The organism is Orrella daihaiensis, from assembly GCF_022811525.1.
GTDB lineage: Bacteria > Pseudomonadota > Gammaproteobacteria > Burkholderiales > Burkholderiaceae_B > Algicoccus > Algicoccus daihaiensis.
Genome location: NZ_CP063982.1, coordinates 789,980 through 805,916, shown reverse-complemented (window position 1 = coordinate 805,916; position 15,937 = coordinate 789,980). Strand labels below are relative to the sequence as shown.

12 protein-coding genes are annotated in these 15,937 nt (G+C 52.6%); 2 read left to right on the top strand and 10 right to left on the bottom strand.

Annotated elements, in window-relative coordinates:
- The first annotated feature begins 33 nt into the window (after nucleotides 1–33).
- Nucleotides 34–3,477 (top strand): transcription-repair coupling factor, encoded by a 3,444-nt coding sequence (gene mfd, locus DHf2319_RS03875; RefSeq protein ID WP_243479482.1) that lies wholly within the window; start codon nucleotides 34–36, stop codon nucleotides 3,475–3,477.
- A 15-nt stretch (nucleotides 3,478–3,492) separates the two neighbouring features.
- The gene (gene serB / locus DHf2319_RS03870; protein WP_243479481.1) at nucleotides 3,493–4,353 is read left to right on the top strand and encodes a phosphoserine phosphatase SerB; all 861 of its coding nucleotides are present in this window, start codon (nucleotides 3,493–3,495) and stop codon (nucleotides 4,351–4,353) included.
- A 28-nt stretch (nucleotides 4,354–4,381) separates the two neighbouring features.
- Here serB and DHf2319_RS03865 read toward each other — a convergent pair whose 3' ends face one another.
- The 10 genes from DHf2319_RS03865 to nuoF are packed head-to-tail and all read right to left on the bottom strand — an operon-like array spanning nucleotide 4,382 to nucleotide 15,915.
- A complete protein-coding gene (locus DHf2319_RS03865) occupies nucleotides 4,382–4,687 on the bottom strand; it encodes a DUF2818 family protein (RefSeq protein ID WP_243479480.1) in 306 nt (101 codons plus the stop codon).
- Nucleotides 4,688–4,708: 21 nt separating this feature from the next.
- On the bottom strand, nucleotides 4,709–6,187 hold the full coding sequence (nuoN, locus tag DHf2319_RS03860) for an NADH-quinone oxidoreductase subunit NuoN (protein ID WP_243479479.1): 1,479 nt from the start codon (nucleotides 6,185–6,187) through the stop codon (nucleotides 4,709–4,711).
- A gap of 6 nt (nucleotides 6,188–6,193) precedes the next feature.
- Nucleotides 6,194–7,693, bottom strand: coding sequence for an NADH-quinone oxidoreductase subunit M (locus DHf2319_RS03855; RefSeq protein ID WP_243479478.1), 1,500 nt, complete (start codon nucleotides 7,691–7,693; stop codon nucleotides 6,194–6,196).
- Nucleotides 7,690–9,693 (bottom strand): NADH-quinone oxidoreductase subunit L, encoded by a 2,004-nt coding sequence (gene nuoL, locus DHf2319_RS03850; RefSeq protein WP_243479477.1) that lies wholly within the window; start codon nucleotides 9,691–9,693, stop codon nucleotides 7,690–7,692. Before nuoL ends, DHf2319_RS03855 begins: the two co-directional genes overlap by 4 nt.
- Nucleotides 9,694–9,749: 56 nt before the next feature.
- Nucleotides 9,750–10,058: an NADH-quinone oxidoreductase subunit NuoK gene (nuoK, locus tag DHf2319_RS03845; protein ID WP_243479476.1), complete on the bottom strand. Its 309-nt coding sequence runs from the start codon at nucleotides 10,056–10,058 to the stop codon at nucleotides 9,750–9,752.
- A complete protein-coding gene (locus DHf2319_RS03840) occupies nucleotides 10,058–10,678 on the bottom strand; it encodes an NADH-quinone oxidoreductase subunit J (protein WP_243479475.1) in 621 nt (206 codons plus the stop codon). The genes nuoK and DHf2319_RS03840 overlap by 1 nt, the downstream gene beginning before the upstream one ends.
- Nucleotides 10,679–10,695: 17 nt before the next feature.
- Nucleotides 10,696–11,184 (bottom strand): NADH-quinone oxidoreductase subunit NuoI, encoded by a 489-nt coding sequence (nuoI, locus tag DHf2319_RS03835; protein WP_243479473.1) that lies wholly within the window; start codon nucleotides 11,182–11,184, stop codon nucleotides 10,696–10,698.
- A gap of 28 nt (nucleotides 11,185–11,212) precedes the next feature.
- The gene (gene nuoH / locus DHf2319_RS03830; protein WP_243479472.1) at nucleotides 11,213–12,286 is read right to left on the bottom strand and encodes an NADH-quinone oxidoreductase subunit NuoH; all 1,074 of its coding nucleotides are present in this window, start codon (nucleotides 12,284–12,286) and stop codon (nucleotides 11,213–11,215) included.
- Nucleotides 12,286–14,616, bottom strand: a complete 2,331-nt coding sequence (nuoG, locus tag DHf2319_RS03825) for an NADH-quinone oxidoreductase subunit NuoG (RefSeq protein WP_243479471.1) — start codon at nucleotides 14,614–14,616, stop codon at nucleotides 12,286–12,288. Before nuoG ends, nuoH begins: the two co-directional genes overlap by 1 nt.
- A 12-nt stretch (nucleotides 14,617–14,628) precedes the next feature.
- Nucleotides 14,629–15,915, bottom strand: coding sequence for an NADH-quinone oxidoreductase subunit NuoF (nuoF, locus tag DHf2319_RS03820; RefSeq protein ID WP_369810236.1), 1,287 nt, complete (start codon nucleotides 15,913–15,915; stop codon nucleotides 14,629–14,631).
- Nucleotides 15,916–15,937 lie beyond the last annotated feature (22 nt).

The window sequence follows — 15,937 nt, the reverse complement described above, 5'->3', positions numbered from 1 at the left end:
TTTATAATCACCCTTTAATCTGCGGTAAATCGCATGACCACCCTAGCCAATCCTGACCTCCAATCCCTGCTAGCGAGCCTCAAACCCGGGCAACGCGTGGCGTATCCGTGCCCGCCCGGATCCGGCGATGCGTGGCTCTTAGCTGGTCTTGGATTAGAAGCCGGCAAGCCACTCGTGATACTGACCGCCTTGCCGCTACAAGCTCAGCGATTGGCCAGCGAAATTTCACAGATAGCGCCTAGCCTACGAGTACGTATGTTGCCAGACTGGGAAACATTACCCTATGACGCCTTCTCACCGCACGAAGATCTGGTATCTGAGCGCTTGCGCACCCTGCATGCGCTGATGCAAGGTGAGGTCGATGTGCTTACGGTACCGGTAACCACTGCCCAATACCGTGTCTGTCCGCCAAGCTTCTTAGCTGCCTACACGTTTTCTTTTAAGCAAAAAGATAAACTGAATGAAGCGGCCTTGCGTGACCAATTAGTTCTCGCAAACTACACCCACGTCACCCAAGTCAGTGCGCCTGGTGAATTCTGCATTCGCGGCGGATTAATTGACCTGTTTCCAATGGGCTCGGTGTTGCCCTATCGCATTGATTTGTTTGACGATGAAATTGAGTCCATCAAGACCTTTGATGTCGACACACAACGCAGTCTATATCCAGTACCGGAAATCCAATTGCTGCCTGGCCGCGAGTTCCCCATGGACGAGGCGGCGCGCAACCATTTTCGGGCTAAGTTCCGTGAAGTATTTGAAGGCGATCCTTCGCGCGCACTGCCCTACCGCGACATTGGCAATGGCATCCCGTTTGCGGGGGTTGAGTATTACCTACCACTATTTTTTGATGAAACAGCAACACTATTTGACTACCTGCCCCAGGACTGTCTGTGTGTGACACATGGCGACCTTGAAGATGCCATGCGCCGCTTCTGGGATGACACCCAATCACGCTATCAGTTTCTGAAGAGCGATCGCGAGCGACCCGTGTTAGCGCCTGAAGATCTCTTCATGCAAAGCGACATGCTGTTTAAGCAATTACAGCCACTTGCCCGTCTAGCCCTCGTTGAGTCCCCGGTAAACCCCCTGTTCCTGCCGCCTCCAGACGCAGCCGTGAACCGCCGTGCTGAAGATCCACTGCAGTCGCTTCGCGCCGTACTGGCAAGCTCGGACAATGAACGCATTGCGCTGTGCACCGACTCTCATGGCAGGCGTGAGACGATTGTCGAAATGCTGGCTGAACACAATATTCGTCCAGACACGCCACTTGAGTCGTTACAGGACTTCCTGCAAGGCGATGCCCGGTTCGGTGTACTCGTAGCCCCATTTGACGGTGGGTTTGTATCGCTCACCGATCAACTGATTCTCCTCACAGAAAACGACCTTTACCCCGGACATGCCAGCTCAACCCGACGGGCCAACCGCGACCGTGGACGGGCGAGCGACGTCAACGCCATGGTCCGGGACTTGGCAGAGTTACGGGAGGGAGATGCAGTCGTGCACGTGGAGCACGGCGTGGGTCGCTACCATGGGCTCATCAGCATGGACTTGGGTGAAGGTCAAACTGAGTTTCTTCACCTGGAGTACGCCAACGCCACCAAACTTTACGTTCCTGTCTCACAATTGCATGTCATCGCCCGCTACAGCGGCGCTGACCCTGAGACTGCTCCACTACATCAATTGGGGTCTGGTCAGTGGGACAAGGCTCGCAAGAAAGCCGCCAGACAAGTACGTGACACTGCAGCCGAACTGCTCGACCTGTACGCCAAGCGCGCTGCCCGGCAGGGACACGCATTTAAATTGCCTCCGGGGGACTACGAACTGTTTGCTGAAGGGTTTGGCTTTGAAGAGACAGTGGACCAAGCGGCAGCCATCGAGGCTGTGGTAGCGGACATGGTCTGCGAGAAACCCATGGATCGCCTGGTATGCGGTGACGTGGGCTTTGGAAAGACAGAAGTAGCATTAAGGGCGGCTTTTGTGGCGGTTAGCAACGGGCAACAGGTCGCTTTGCTGTGCCCAACCACCCTGTTGGCGGAACAGCATGCCCAGACGTTTACCGACCGCTTTGCTGACTGGCCTGTGAAAGTCGTTGAAATGTCCAGATTTCGGTCTCCCAAGGAAATCAAGACAGCCATAGAAGGTATCGCTACCGGTAGCGTTGACATTGTGATCGGCACCCACAAAGTGCTGTCCACGGATGTGAAGTTCAAGCAATTAGGCTTGGTGATCATCGATGAAGAGCATCGCTTTGGCGTGCGTCAGAAAGAGGCACTCAAAGCTCTGCGTGCTGAAGTCGATGTGTTGACACTAACTGCCACGCCAATCCCTCGAACGCTCGGTATGTCGCTAGAGGGTATTCGCGACTTCTCGGTGATTGCCACCGCCCCACAAAAACGCCTGGCGATTAAAACCTTCGTACGCCGCGAAGACAACAGCACGATCCGTGAAGCATTACTAAGAGAGCTTAAGCGTGGCGGCCAGGCCTACTTCCTGCACAATGAAGTACAGACGATCGAAACTCGTAAAGAGCGGTTGCTAGAGCTCGTCCCCGAGGCCCGTATCGCCGTGGCTCACGGCCAGATGGGTGAGCGTGAGCTCGAACAAGTGATGAAAGGCTTCTACCAGCAACGTTACAACGTTTTGCTGTGTACAACCATTATTGAAACTGGCATTGATGTGCCAACGGCCAACACCATTATCATCCACCGGGCTGATAAGTTTGGGCTCGCCCAACTGCACCAGTTGCGCGGCCGCGTTGGTCGTTCGCACCACCAGGCATATTCGTATTTGCTTACTCCCGGCGAAGATGCCATGACCAAACAAGCCAAGAAACGACTCGAAGCGATTCAAGCAATGGAAGAACTTGGCTCTGGCTTCTTTCTGGCGATGCATGATCTTGAGATCCGAGGAACCGGTGAAGTACTCGGAGAATCTCAATCTGGCAACATTCAGGAAGTCGGATTCTCGATGTACAACGATATGCTGTCAGAAGCTGTCAGAGCACTCAAAGCTGGGGAGGAACCCGACCTAGACGCACCGTTTAGCCCAGGTTGTGAGGTCAACCTCCACGTGCCAGCACTTTTGCCTGATGATTACTGCCCCGATATCAACGCGCGCTTGGGCATATATAAGCGGCTATCAAACACGAACGACATAGATGACTTGATCCGAATTCAGGAAGAGCTGATCGACCGATTTGGCAAATTACCTGATGCTGCCCAAGCGTTGATCTCTACCCATCGATTGCGTATTGATGCGATGACGCTTGGTATTCAAAAGATTGATGCAAGCGATACTCAAACACTCATCCAATTCAAAGACAACACCCCGGTTGATCCACTTAAACTCATCGACCTCGTACAGAAGCAGAAAAACATTCGTTTCTCTGGACCCGACAAAATACGGGCCGACATCAAAGCCACCGATATCAAGCAACGCACAGATGCTGTACGCTCATTGCTCAAACAAATGCACTGAATCTGGAAACTCAACATGACCACCAACCTGATCGTTCAGTCCCCTGCCCTAGACCTTTCCTTGATTGATCAGGCGGCCGCGCTAGTCGAGGCCAACGGCGTACAGTGGCTCAGTAAGTCAGCCGCACGACTACTTGACGTCACACAAAGTGAGGACATATCGGAACTGATAGTCGGTTGGGCGACAGAGAAAAAAGCCGACATCGCATTTGTAGATGCGCAGGCAAAGCTGGCAGACTGCAAGATTTTGGTCATGGATATGGACTCGACCTTGATCAACATTGAATGCATTGACGAGATCGCAGCGTTTGCAGGCTTAAAGGCCGAAGTTGCCTCAATCACTGAGCGATCCATGCGTGGCGAAATCACCGAGTTTGCCGACAGCCTGCGTCTGCGTGTTGGTTACCTCGAGGGCCTTGACCAATCCGTGCTAGAACGCGTTTATGAAGAACGCCTAGAGCTTAATCCTGGTGCAGAAAACCTGATCCGCACGGCTCAACAAGCTGGCATCACAACCATGCTGGTCTCTGGTGGCTTTACCTTTTTCACCAATCGCTTAAAAGAGCGTCTAAATCTTGATGCAGCTCACGCCAATGTGCTTGAGACGGATAGCCAAGGCAAGCTTACTGGGCGAGTGACTGGCCCTATCATCGATGCACAGGGTAAGGCTGATCTGTTAGCGGATCTGGCTAGACAGCTAAGCGCAAAGCCCGAACAAATCATTGCGATTGGCGATGGCGCCAATGATCTGAAGATGTTGGCGAGCGCCCACTATGCCGTCGCGTATCGGGCAAAGCCAGTGGTGCAGGCGCAAGCCCGATTTGCGTTGAATCATAGCCCGCTTGATGCGGTGTTGAACTGGTTCGCACAGCCCTAGACTTCTGTCTCGTTAACGCGACCGGGACTTACTTCTTCAATAAATAGCGGTAGACAAACCCGGGAAAGGCCAACACTAGGAAGATGCAAAGCGCAGTGACGTAGAACTCCCAGCCCCGTGGGAAGGGATTAACGAGCGCGGTCTCGAAGGCGTAGCCCACCAGACCGATCACGACAAACAGGCCAAGCAACTCGGTAATCAAAGCCCAAGCCGGCTTTTTAACCCAAGCTTTAATAGGCATGAGCGCCAACACACGCTCCGAGACAAACGGCAGGTTAGCGGCAGCCACCGCCAATGCAATCAAAATCCAAACAGCAACGCTCTGACTAACCACGCTCGACCCTCTGAGACGACTTTAAAACGATGTCAGAATAGCGTTGATACACATATCCATCAAGCCGCCCGGCAAAATACCCAAGAAAAGTATCAGGGCAACATTGACAGTCAGCATCGATGCTGGGATGGTCGTAACACCATGAATCACCGCCTGCTCGGGAGGTGGTTCATCGAAGTACACCACCTTGACGACCCGAAGATAGTAGAACGCTCCGATCAAGGAGAAAATGACGGCCACCACCGCCAGCCACACCAGGCCAGACTGAATAACCGCTTGGAGCACCATCAATTTGGCATAAAACCCGACTAGCGGCGGAATGCCCGCTAACGAGAACATGATTACCAACAATACGCCTGCCAGGAGCGGACTTTTCCGATTAAGCCCTTTTAAGTCTTCTATGGTTTCGCACTCGAATCCTTCTCGTGACATCAACATGATGACGCCGAAGCTACCGAGCGTAGTCAAGACATAGGTCACCATGTAAAAAAGTGATGAACCATAGGCACTCGCATTAACTTGAGCAGACCCTTCAGTAGAACCAGAGGCAAGCCCAAGCAAAACAAAACCCATATGCGCAATCGTTGAGTAAGCCAACATGCGCTTGAAGTTCGACTGCATGATCGCGGTCAAATTACCGACCACGAGAGACAACACCGCCAGAATGATCAGCATGGGTTGCCAATTGATCGTTAGATCACCGAGACCAGAGACCAATAGCCGTAATGTGATAGCAAACGCAGCCAGCTTGGGCGCAGCCGCCAACACCAGAGTGACAGCGGTTGGCGCACCAGAATAGACATCGGGTACCCACATATGGAATGGCACGGCACCAAGCTTGAAGGCCAAGCCTGCGACCAGAAACACCAGGCCAAATACCAGTGCCATTTCCATGCCACCGGACTCAACACGAGTACCGATGACTGCCAGATCCAGCGAACCGGTTGCACCATAAACCATGGACATGCCATACAACAGGAAACCAGATGCGAGCGAGCCCAATACAAAATACTTCATAGCAGCTTCGGTCGAGCGCTCATGGTCGCGTCGTAACGCCACAAGTGCATACATAGCCAGCGACATCAGTTCCAACCCCAGGTAAATGGCCATCAGGTTACCAGCTGAGATCATCACCATCTGACCGAGCAGGGCAAGTAGCACCAGCACGTAAAACTCGCCACCGCGCAACATATCACGGGTTTGGATATACTCCCGACCATATACCAAGGTCGCGAATACCGCCACATATGACACCAGCTTCAAGAAATGGGAGAGGTTGTCAACCACCACCATACTGTAGAAGCCTGTACCAGCCACACCGTTCATCCACTGCCAAGCAGACACGGCAAACACGAGAACAAGTGTTGCATTGGACAAGGCGTATGCAAGCGTGCGACGCGGATCCTTGGAAAACGCATCGATTAACAGTATGGCCATGGCCGCCACCAGCAAGACGATCTCTGGCAGAACAAGGACGAAGTTAAATTGAGATTCCATCATGGCGGCTTAGAGTTTCGAAATAGCAACGTGATCAAGCAAGGCCTGAACCGAGACATGCATCACATCAGTAAATGGTTTAGGGTGAATGCCCATGTAAAGCACCAACACAGCCATCACACCCAGGATTAAAAACTCACGACCCGTGATATCGGTCAACTTGTTCACCTCTTCGTTTGCGACTGGGCCAAACGCTACTCGCTTAACCATCCACAGGGAGTAGGCGGCACCCAAAATCAAGGCGGTGGCTGCCAACAAGCCGATCACAAAGTCGTACTGAACTGCACCGAGGATCACCATGAATTCGCCGATGAAGCCGCTCGTACCTGGCAAACCGGCATTAGCCATCGAGAACAATACGAAAAACGTCACAAACTTCGGCATGCGATTAATCACACCCCCAAAGTCTTTGATCTCGTGAGTGTGCATACGGTCATACAAAACGCCAATACACAGGAACATGGCACCCGACACAAAGCCGTGTGACACCATCTGAACAATGCCACCCTCGATACCGGCCATGTTGAAGATAAAGAACCCGAGCGTGACAAAACCCATGTGCGCAATCGAGGAATACGCCACAAGTTTTTTCATATCCTTTTGCACCATCGCCACGAAACCGATGTAGATCACGGCGATCAGTGACAAAGCAATCATGAGCCCGGACAAGCTGTGCGACGCATCGGGCGCGATCGGCAAGGAGAATCTCAAGAAGCCGTAAGCACCCAATTTCAGCATGATGGCAGCCAGAACCACCGAGCCACCGGTTGGCGCCTCGGGGTGAGCATCAGGCAACCAAGTATGAACTGGCCACATCGGCACTTTCACTGCGAAGGCGGCTAGCAGTGCCAAGAAAATCAACACCTGCTCCTGGTGCGTTAATGGCAGCTGATGCCAGTACAGAATGTTGAAGGTGCCTGAAGCTTGCCACAGATAAATAAACGCAACTAGCGTCAGCAGTGAGCCAAGCAGCGTGTAGAGGAAGAACTTGAACGCAGCATAGACACGGTTTGGACCGCCCCAAACACCGATGATGATGTACATCGGGATCAGCGTTGCCTCGAAGAAGATGTAGAACAGCAACCCATCGAGTGCGGCAAACACGCCCACCATCAGGCCTGACATGATGAGGAATGCTGCCATGTATTGAGCGATACGGTAGGTAATCACCTGCCAACCTGCAATCACGACGATCAGCGTGATAAACGCCGTCAGAATCACAAACCATAAGGAGATTCCGTCAATACCGAGGTGATAGTAGACCGGAAACGCGCGAATCCACTCAACCTTCTCCACAAACTGCATCGCCGCCGTCGTTGAATCAAATCCGGTGTAGAGCGGAATGGTGACCAACAAGCCCGCCAATGCACCTGCTAACGCCAGCGAACGGGTGAACTCAGGCCGATCATCGCGACCAACTGCCAACAAAATAAGTCCGGCAACGATTGGAACAAAGATCGCAAGCGTCAGCCACGGAATTGGGGAAGAAGCTATTTCGCCTGCCATCATTTAGTTACCAAAATAAAAGTAATAAGACCCATCAGACCAATGATCATGACAAATGCATAGTGATAGATATAACCAGACTGCAGCCTGCGGCTGATCGCCGCAAAAGCAGCAACCACCTTGGCTGAACCGTTGACCATGCCGCCGTCAATCAAGCCCTCGTCAGCTTTGGTCCAAAGCATGTTGCCGAACCACCGTGAAGCACGCGCAATAACCTGTTCGTTAAACCAGTCGAAGTAAAACTTGTTGTCGAGCACCGGCTTGAGAAACGAGAGTGACTTGGCAATTGCAGCTGGCGCTTTTGGATTGACCACATAGCAATACCAGGCAGTCAAACCACCAGCCAATGCCAGATAGAACGGCAGTGTGACAAATGCGTGCAGACCATAGGCCAGCCAACCGTGCCAGGTCGATGCGATAGCACGCATCGCGTCATGACCAGTATGTTGAACTGAGTTCAGGTAGGTGAAGAAGTCACCAAACAACAACGGATTGACGAATATCGCCCCGGCAATCACGGAGGGGATAGCCAACAGACTCAGAGGCAGGGTCACAACCCAAGGGGTTTCATGAGGCTTGCCGTCGTGGGCGTGTTCATCATGGCCATGCTCATCATCATGCGGTGCTTGGTCATAGCGCTCATCGCCGTGGAACACCACAAAGAACACCCGGAATGTGTAAAGTGCGGTCACGAATGCGCCTAGCAACACGCAGATATAGGCAAAGTTTGCGCCCCAAATGCCCGCTGCCGCAGCGGCCTCAATGATGTGTTCTTTGGAGTAGAAGCCTGAGAAGAACGGGAAGGCTGAGAGTGATAACCCACCTAGCAGGAACGTGATGTATGTGATCGGCATATATTTGCGCAATCCACCCATATAGCGAATATCCTGGTTGTGATGCACAGCCATGATCACCGAGCCTGCCGCCAAGAATAATAGCGACTTGAAGAAGGCGTGGGTCATCATGTGGAAGATAGCCACAGAGTAGGCTGACGCGCCAAGTGCCACCGTCATGTAGCCAAGCTGCGAGAGTGTGGAGTAAGCAATCACGCGCTTGATGTCGTTTTGCACGACACCCAGGATGCCCAGGAACAAAGCACCGATGCCGCCAACAACAATCATCAGTGACAAAGCGACATCCGAGAATTCAAATAACGGCGAGAAGCGCGACACCATAAAGATACCGGCTGTCACCATGGTGGCAGCGTGAATCAATGCTGAAATCGGTGTGGGGCCTTCCATTGAATCGGGCAGCCACGAATGCAAAGGCACCTGAGCCGATTTACCCATGGCACCAATAAACAGACAGATACATGCAACTGTCAGTAGCATCCAATCGGTGCCAGGCAAGGTAAGCGTTGAGAGCTCGTCAGCCTTGGCAAACACTTCGCCGTAGTTCAAGGTGCCCGCATACGCGAACAATAGACCGATACCGAGCACGAAACCAAAGTCACCGACTCGGTTAATCAAAAAGGCCTTCATGTTGGCAAAGATAGCCGTCTCGCGCTTGAAGTAGAAACCAATCAAGAGATATGAGACCAAGCCAACCGCTTCCCAGCCAAAGAACAACTGCAGCATGTTGTTGGCCATCACCAACATCAACATCGAAAACGTGAAAAGCGAGATGTAGGCAAAAAAGCGCTCGTAGCCATCATCATCGGCCATGTAACCGATACTGTAGATGTGCACCATGAGAGAAACAGACGTTACCACCACCATCATGAGCGCCGAGAGTGGATCGATCAAAAAGCCAATTTCTAGCTTGATATCACCGATCATGCTCCAGACGTACCAGGTGCCCTCAAAGGTGTTGCCTTGCACCACATCGTATAGAACGTATGCCGACAAGACAGCGGACAGGGCTACCAGTGTAATCGTGATTCGATGCGCCATGAAGCGACTGACGGGGCGACCCAGAAAGCCCGTGCCGAACAGACCCGCCAGCACGGCACCGAGTAGTGGTGCCAAGGCAATGATGAGGTAAATAGAAGGTACGCTAGACATAAGTGAGTTCTTTTGAAGCTTTTCGCTTTATTTAATCGGGTCTATAGCTCTTTCGGTTAGCCCTTCAGGCGGTCAAGATCGTCAACGTTGATACTGCTGACATTACGGAATAGCAACACCAGAATCGCCAGGCCAATCGCGGCTTCCGCAGCAGCCACCGTCAAAATAAAAAATACAAATACCTGGCCCGCCGCGTCACCCATCCAGGTAGAGAACGCAACAAAATTCATGTTGACAGCCAGTAGCATCAATTCGATGGACATCAACAACACAATCAAATTGCGTCGATTCAAAAAGATGCCGAACACACCAATCGCAAAGAGAATGGCACCTAGCACTAAAAAATGAGTTAGGGTCAGTTCCATTAGGACTTCTCTTCCGATTTGGCGTTAACAGGTGCCTGGGGCTTTAGGTCGACCAAGCGTACACGGTCCTTGGCTTTAACCCTCACAGCCGCACCTGGATTGTTGTAGCGCACGTCCTTGCGTCGGCGAAGCGTCAACGAAATCGCTGCAATCATGCCAACTAGCAGAATCACTGCACCGATTTCCACTGCATAAACATACTGGGTGTACATCAATTCACCAAGCGTACGTGTGTTGTTGTAATCATCACTCATCTGGGCAGCTGGTCCAATGTCGCCCCACGACTGCATCAACACGAACGACATCTCTACAACCATGATCAGACCGATGATCAACCCGAGGGGTAAGTAACGACGCATTCCCTCGCGCATGATTTCTGACTTGATATCAAGCATCATGACCACGAACAGGAACAACACCATCACAGCACCGACATAAACCAGCACCAACAGCAACGATAGGAACTCAGCACCCAGGAGCATCCAAATCATCGAAGCATTGGCAAACGCGAGAATCAGAAACAGGGCTGCGGTGATCGGGCTTTTAGCCGTGACTACACGAATTGCTGCCACGACGAGCACAGCAGCAAGAATATAAAAAAGGACAGTTGTGAAATTCATGTCGGGGTGTCAGTCCATTAACGATAAGGTGCATCGACTGCACGGTTGTGAGCAATTTCGGTCTCGTAACGATCACCAACGGCCAACAACATATCCTTGGTGAAGTACAGATCGCCGCGTTTCTCACCGTGATACTCATGAATATGTGTTTCCACAATCGAATCCACCGGACAGCTTTCCTCACAGAAGCCGCAGAAAATGCATTTGGTCAGATCGATGTCGTAGCGTGTGGTCCGACGCGTGCCGTCTTCACGAACAGCGGACTCAATCGTGATAGCAAGTGCGGGGCAGACTGCTTCACATAACTTACAGGCGATGCAACGCTCTTCCCCGTTGGGGTAACGACGCAATGCGTGCAGCCCACGGAAACGCGGTGACATCGGCGTTTTCTCATAGGGGTAACGCAAAGTAATCTTGCGCTTAAAAAAATACTTCCCAGTCAGTTTCATGCCCTTTAACAACTCCAAGAGCATCAAACTCCCAAAAAAATCTTTGATCGCTTCCATTGCTTGCCTCTTTGCCTTTGGTCCGCGCTCAGTCCCAGATATTGAAAGGCGTCTGCATCCAGATCGCCACCACCACCAACCACACACCGGTCAGTGGAATAAAAATTTTCCAGCCAAGACGCATGATCTGGTCATAGCGGTACCGTGGGAACGATGCCCGGAACCAGATGAACAGCGACACGACACAGAATGTCTTGATACCTAACCACAACCAACCCGGGATCCAATGCAAGATGGCGATATCAACCGGTGGCGCCCAACCACCTAGGAACATGATGGCTGCCAAGCATGACAGCAATATCATGTTGGCATACTCGCCTAGGAAAAATAGCGCGAAGGCCATGCCCGAGTACTCAACCATGTGACCTGCAACAATCTCGGACTCACCTTCAACCACATCAAACGGATGGCGGTTGGTCTCAGCCACAGCCGACACCACATAAATCACGAACAAGGGCAATAGCGGCAACCAGTTCCATGAAAGGAAAGTGAGCCCCATGTCAGCGAAATACCCACGGTTTTGTACATTGACGATCTCGGACATGTTCAAACTACCCGACACCAGTAAGACGGTGACCAACACAAAGCCGATTGCCAGCTCGTATGAAATCATCTGTGCTGATGCACGCATCGCCGCTAGAAAAGCATACTTGGAGTTCGATGCCCAGCCAGCCACGATCACACCGTAAACACCAATCGAGGTAATCGCCATGATGTACAGAAGACCCGCGTTGACATCCGCTAAAACCACTTCGGGACCAAACGGCACAACTGCCCAAGCTGCTAACGCCGGCATCAACACCACCACGGGCGCCAAGATAAACAGGATCTTGTTCGCCTGACTCGGAACGATGACCTCTTTAGTCAAAAGCTTTAACACATCAGCAAATGGCTGCAAAACTCCCCTGAAGCCCACCCGGTTCGGGCCCATGCGCACATGCATGAAACCGATCATCTTGCGTTCCCAGTAGGTAAGGTATGCCACACACAAAATAACGGGCACTGCAATCACGATGATCTTGACCAAAGTCCAGACCACGAGCCATGGGGTCGGTCCGATTAAATCCGTACCAAACTGATTGATTACGTTAAGCAATTCCATCAGGCACGCTCCACTTGCAAGGCCGACTGGACTGAACCTAACGCAGCCGAGGACTCAAATCCGACGGGTAGTCGCACGCAGTCCATTGCGACAGATGCATCAGCACGCACCACAACCATCGACTCACCGGTTGTTGAACGCAACTTCACATCAGCACAATCAGTAATGCCTAGGCAAGCCAAAGTATCTGGATGCACCCGCGCAACAGGTGGCTCTGACGCCTTGGTCTGTTGTAGGGCATGAGCGCGACGCACAATCGCGTCCGAGCGGTAGATGGCCACGTCGGCAATACGTTGCAAGCCATCGTTGCTTGCGGTTTTGGATAAGCCGACGGGCGTCTTGATTTGATTACTGAGTTTCGATGCGATGCCCCCGGTCAGAACAGCGTCGCGCACGGCTTCCGAGGACTCTTCGTCAAACTCAGGCAACTTCAACAAATTGCCTAGTACCCGCAACACTTTCCAACCTGGCCGACTTTGGGCATGCGGCGGCACCGTCGCCTTGAAACTCTGCGGTGTACCTTCGGCATTGACAAACGTACCCGAAGTTTCGGTATACGGACCAATGGGTAACATGACATGCGCCCAATCCTGAGCCGCCGACTGGTAAGGCGTGAGCGCCACCGCGAATTTCGAAGCGCGCAGGTTATCAACCGCCACCTGACCCAATGCTGTATCGAACTTGGGCTCAAGGTTGACCACGACGTAAGCTGCCAATGGGTGCTCAAGCATCTGGTTAACCATCTTGCCACCCTGAGCCGGTACAGCGTTGGCCAGATAAGCACCAACCGTATTGGCACCGGCAGTCAAGAAACCGAACTTACCATTGGACTGCTCGGCTATCCATCGTGCATTGGCAGCCAACTGGGAAGCGTTTGCCGCATGCGCAGCTGCATTGCCTATCAACACAGCGACGTTTTGCCCGCTGGCCAGACTTTGAGCGATACGGCTAGCCTGTTCCGATGCAATCACACCAGCAAATGCTGCCGGCACCTCGATGCCTTTTGTATTTGCCAAGGCCACAGCGACCTCAGCCAGTGCTTGACTCATGGCAGCGGGTGCCACCGTCATGCGCCCATGCAATGACAAGAGCGGATCGTCGGCAGCCAAGTCAATGCTGCTGACCTGCGTGCCACGCTTGGCAGCCTGACGCAGGCGTTGTGTCATCAGCGGATGGTCGGCACGCATAAACGCGCCCACCACCAACACCCGATCTAGTTCACCTAATTCGGCAATCGGCATGCCAAGCGATGGAACACCTTCAAGCGCCGCATCCCAATTAGGATCAGTCAAGCGGGCGCGGGCATCAACGTTCGGCGATCCAACACCGTGCGCCACGCGCGACAACAACGACAATTCTTCTAGTGTGCACTGCTCCGAACCGATGAAACCTATCTGTGAGGCACCCATGCTTTCACGTACGTTTGACAGGCCCTGAGCCACAGCCTGCAGGGCATCCGCCCAGCTTGCTTCACGCCAGACGCCATCGTCGCCCTTGATCATGGGCGACTCGAGGCGGTCCTCACGCAGACCCTCATATGCGAAGCGATCACGATCGCTAATCCAGCACTCGTTGATGCTCTCGTTTTCAAACGGCACTATGCGCATCACCTCGTCACGCTTGACCTGTACTACGAGATTTGCGCCTAGACTGTCGTGGGGGGATACTGATTTACGGCGAGCCAATTCCCAAGTTCTGGCCGAGTACCGGAAGGGCTTGGACGTGAGCGCTCCAACTGGACAGATGTCGATCATGTTGCCTGACAATTCAGACTCGATCGAACGACCGACAAATGTCGTGATCTCTGAGTGCTCGCCACGATTAAGCATACCCAGTTCCATGACGCCAGCTATTTCCTGCCCAAACCGCACACAGCGCGTGCAGTGAATGCAGCGTGACATTTCCTCGGCAGAAACCAGCGGCCCCAAGTCTTTGTGAAATACCACGCGCTTCTCTTCTTCGTAACGCGAGGCAGAACCACCATAGCCAACTGCTAAATCTTGTAACTGACATTCACCGCCCTGATCACAGATCGGACAATCAAGAGGGTGATTGATCAGCAAAAACTCCATCACTGATTTCTGAGCTGCGATAGCCTTCTCAGAACAGGTATGCACAATCATGCCGTTGGTGGCCGGTGTCGCACACGCTGGCAGTGCTTTGGGTGCTTTTTCTACTTCAACCAAGCACATCCGGCAGTTGGCAGCGATAGAGAGTTTCTTGTGATAACAAAAATGCGGTACATAGATACCCAACTTGTGGGCAGCATGCATCACCATGCTGCCTTCGGGCACTTCTACATTCTTGCCATCAATGGTTAATTCAACCATGGTCAATCCAAATCAAAGGTAAGGAGCCACCACACATCGTTTGTTTTCGATGTGATAGGCAAATTCGTCACGGTAATGCTTCAGAAAGCCGCGCACGGGCATGGCAGCCGCATCGCCTAGCGCGCAAATAGTGCGCCCCATGATGTTGCCTGCCACTGAATCGAGCAACTCCAAATCTTCCGGGCGACCCTTTCCGTGCTCGATACGATGAACCATGCGATAGAGCCAACCAGTGCCCTCACGACAAGGCGTACACTGACCGCAACTCTCTTCATAATAGAAATAAGACAATCGAAGCAAAGACTTCACCATGCAACGCGTCTCGTCCATCACGATGACTGCGCCGGATCCCAGCATGGAACCCGCCTTGGCTATCGCGTCGTAATCCATGGTGGTGTCCATCATGATGTCACCCGGAATCACCGGTGCACTCGAACCACCAGGAATGACGGCCTTCAACTTGCGACCACCCCGCATGCCACCACAAAGCTCTAGCAATTTGGAAAATGGCGTGCCAAGCGGTACTTCATAGTTACCAGGCTTCTCGACATCACCGGAGACTGAAAACAATTTCGTGCCACCATTGTTTGGAATCCCGACATCAAGATAAGCCTGTCCACTATTGCGGATAATCCAAGGCACTGCGGCAAATGTCTCCGTGTTGTTGATCGTCGTGGGCTTACCGTACAGCCCAAAGCTCGCTGGAAACGGTGGTTTAAATCGAGGTTGACCTTTTTTGCCTTCGAGCGACTCCAGCAAGGCGGTCTCTTCGCCACAAATGTAGGCACCATAGCCATGAAACGCATGCAGATCGAAACTGAAATCTGAGCCTAGGATTTTGTCACCGAGAAAGCCCGCCGCACGTGCCTCTTCGAGCGCCTCTTCAAAGCGCGAATAGACCTCAAATATCTCACCGTGGATGTAGTTATATCCAACCGACACACCCATCGAGTACGCAGCGATGGCCATGCCTTCGATCACGATATGCGGATTCAAACGCAAGATATCGCGATCCTTGAACGTTCCAGGTTCGCCCTCATCGGAGTTACAGACGAGATACTTTTGACCGGGGAACGTGCGTGGCATGAAACTCCACTTCAGACCGGTCGGAAAGCCCGCACCACCCCGTCCACGTAAACCAGAGGCCTTGACCTCAGCAATCACATCCTCAGGCTTCATGGTGAGCACTTTCTTGAGCGCTTCGTAACCACCACGCTTGACGTAATCAGCCAAGCGCCAGTTCTGGCCATCGAGGTCAGCCATGATCTGGGGCGAAATATGTCGACCATGCAAGGCCATCGAATTGGCCAAGTCTCCTTGT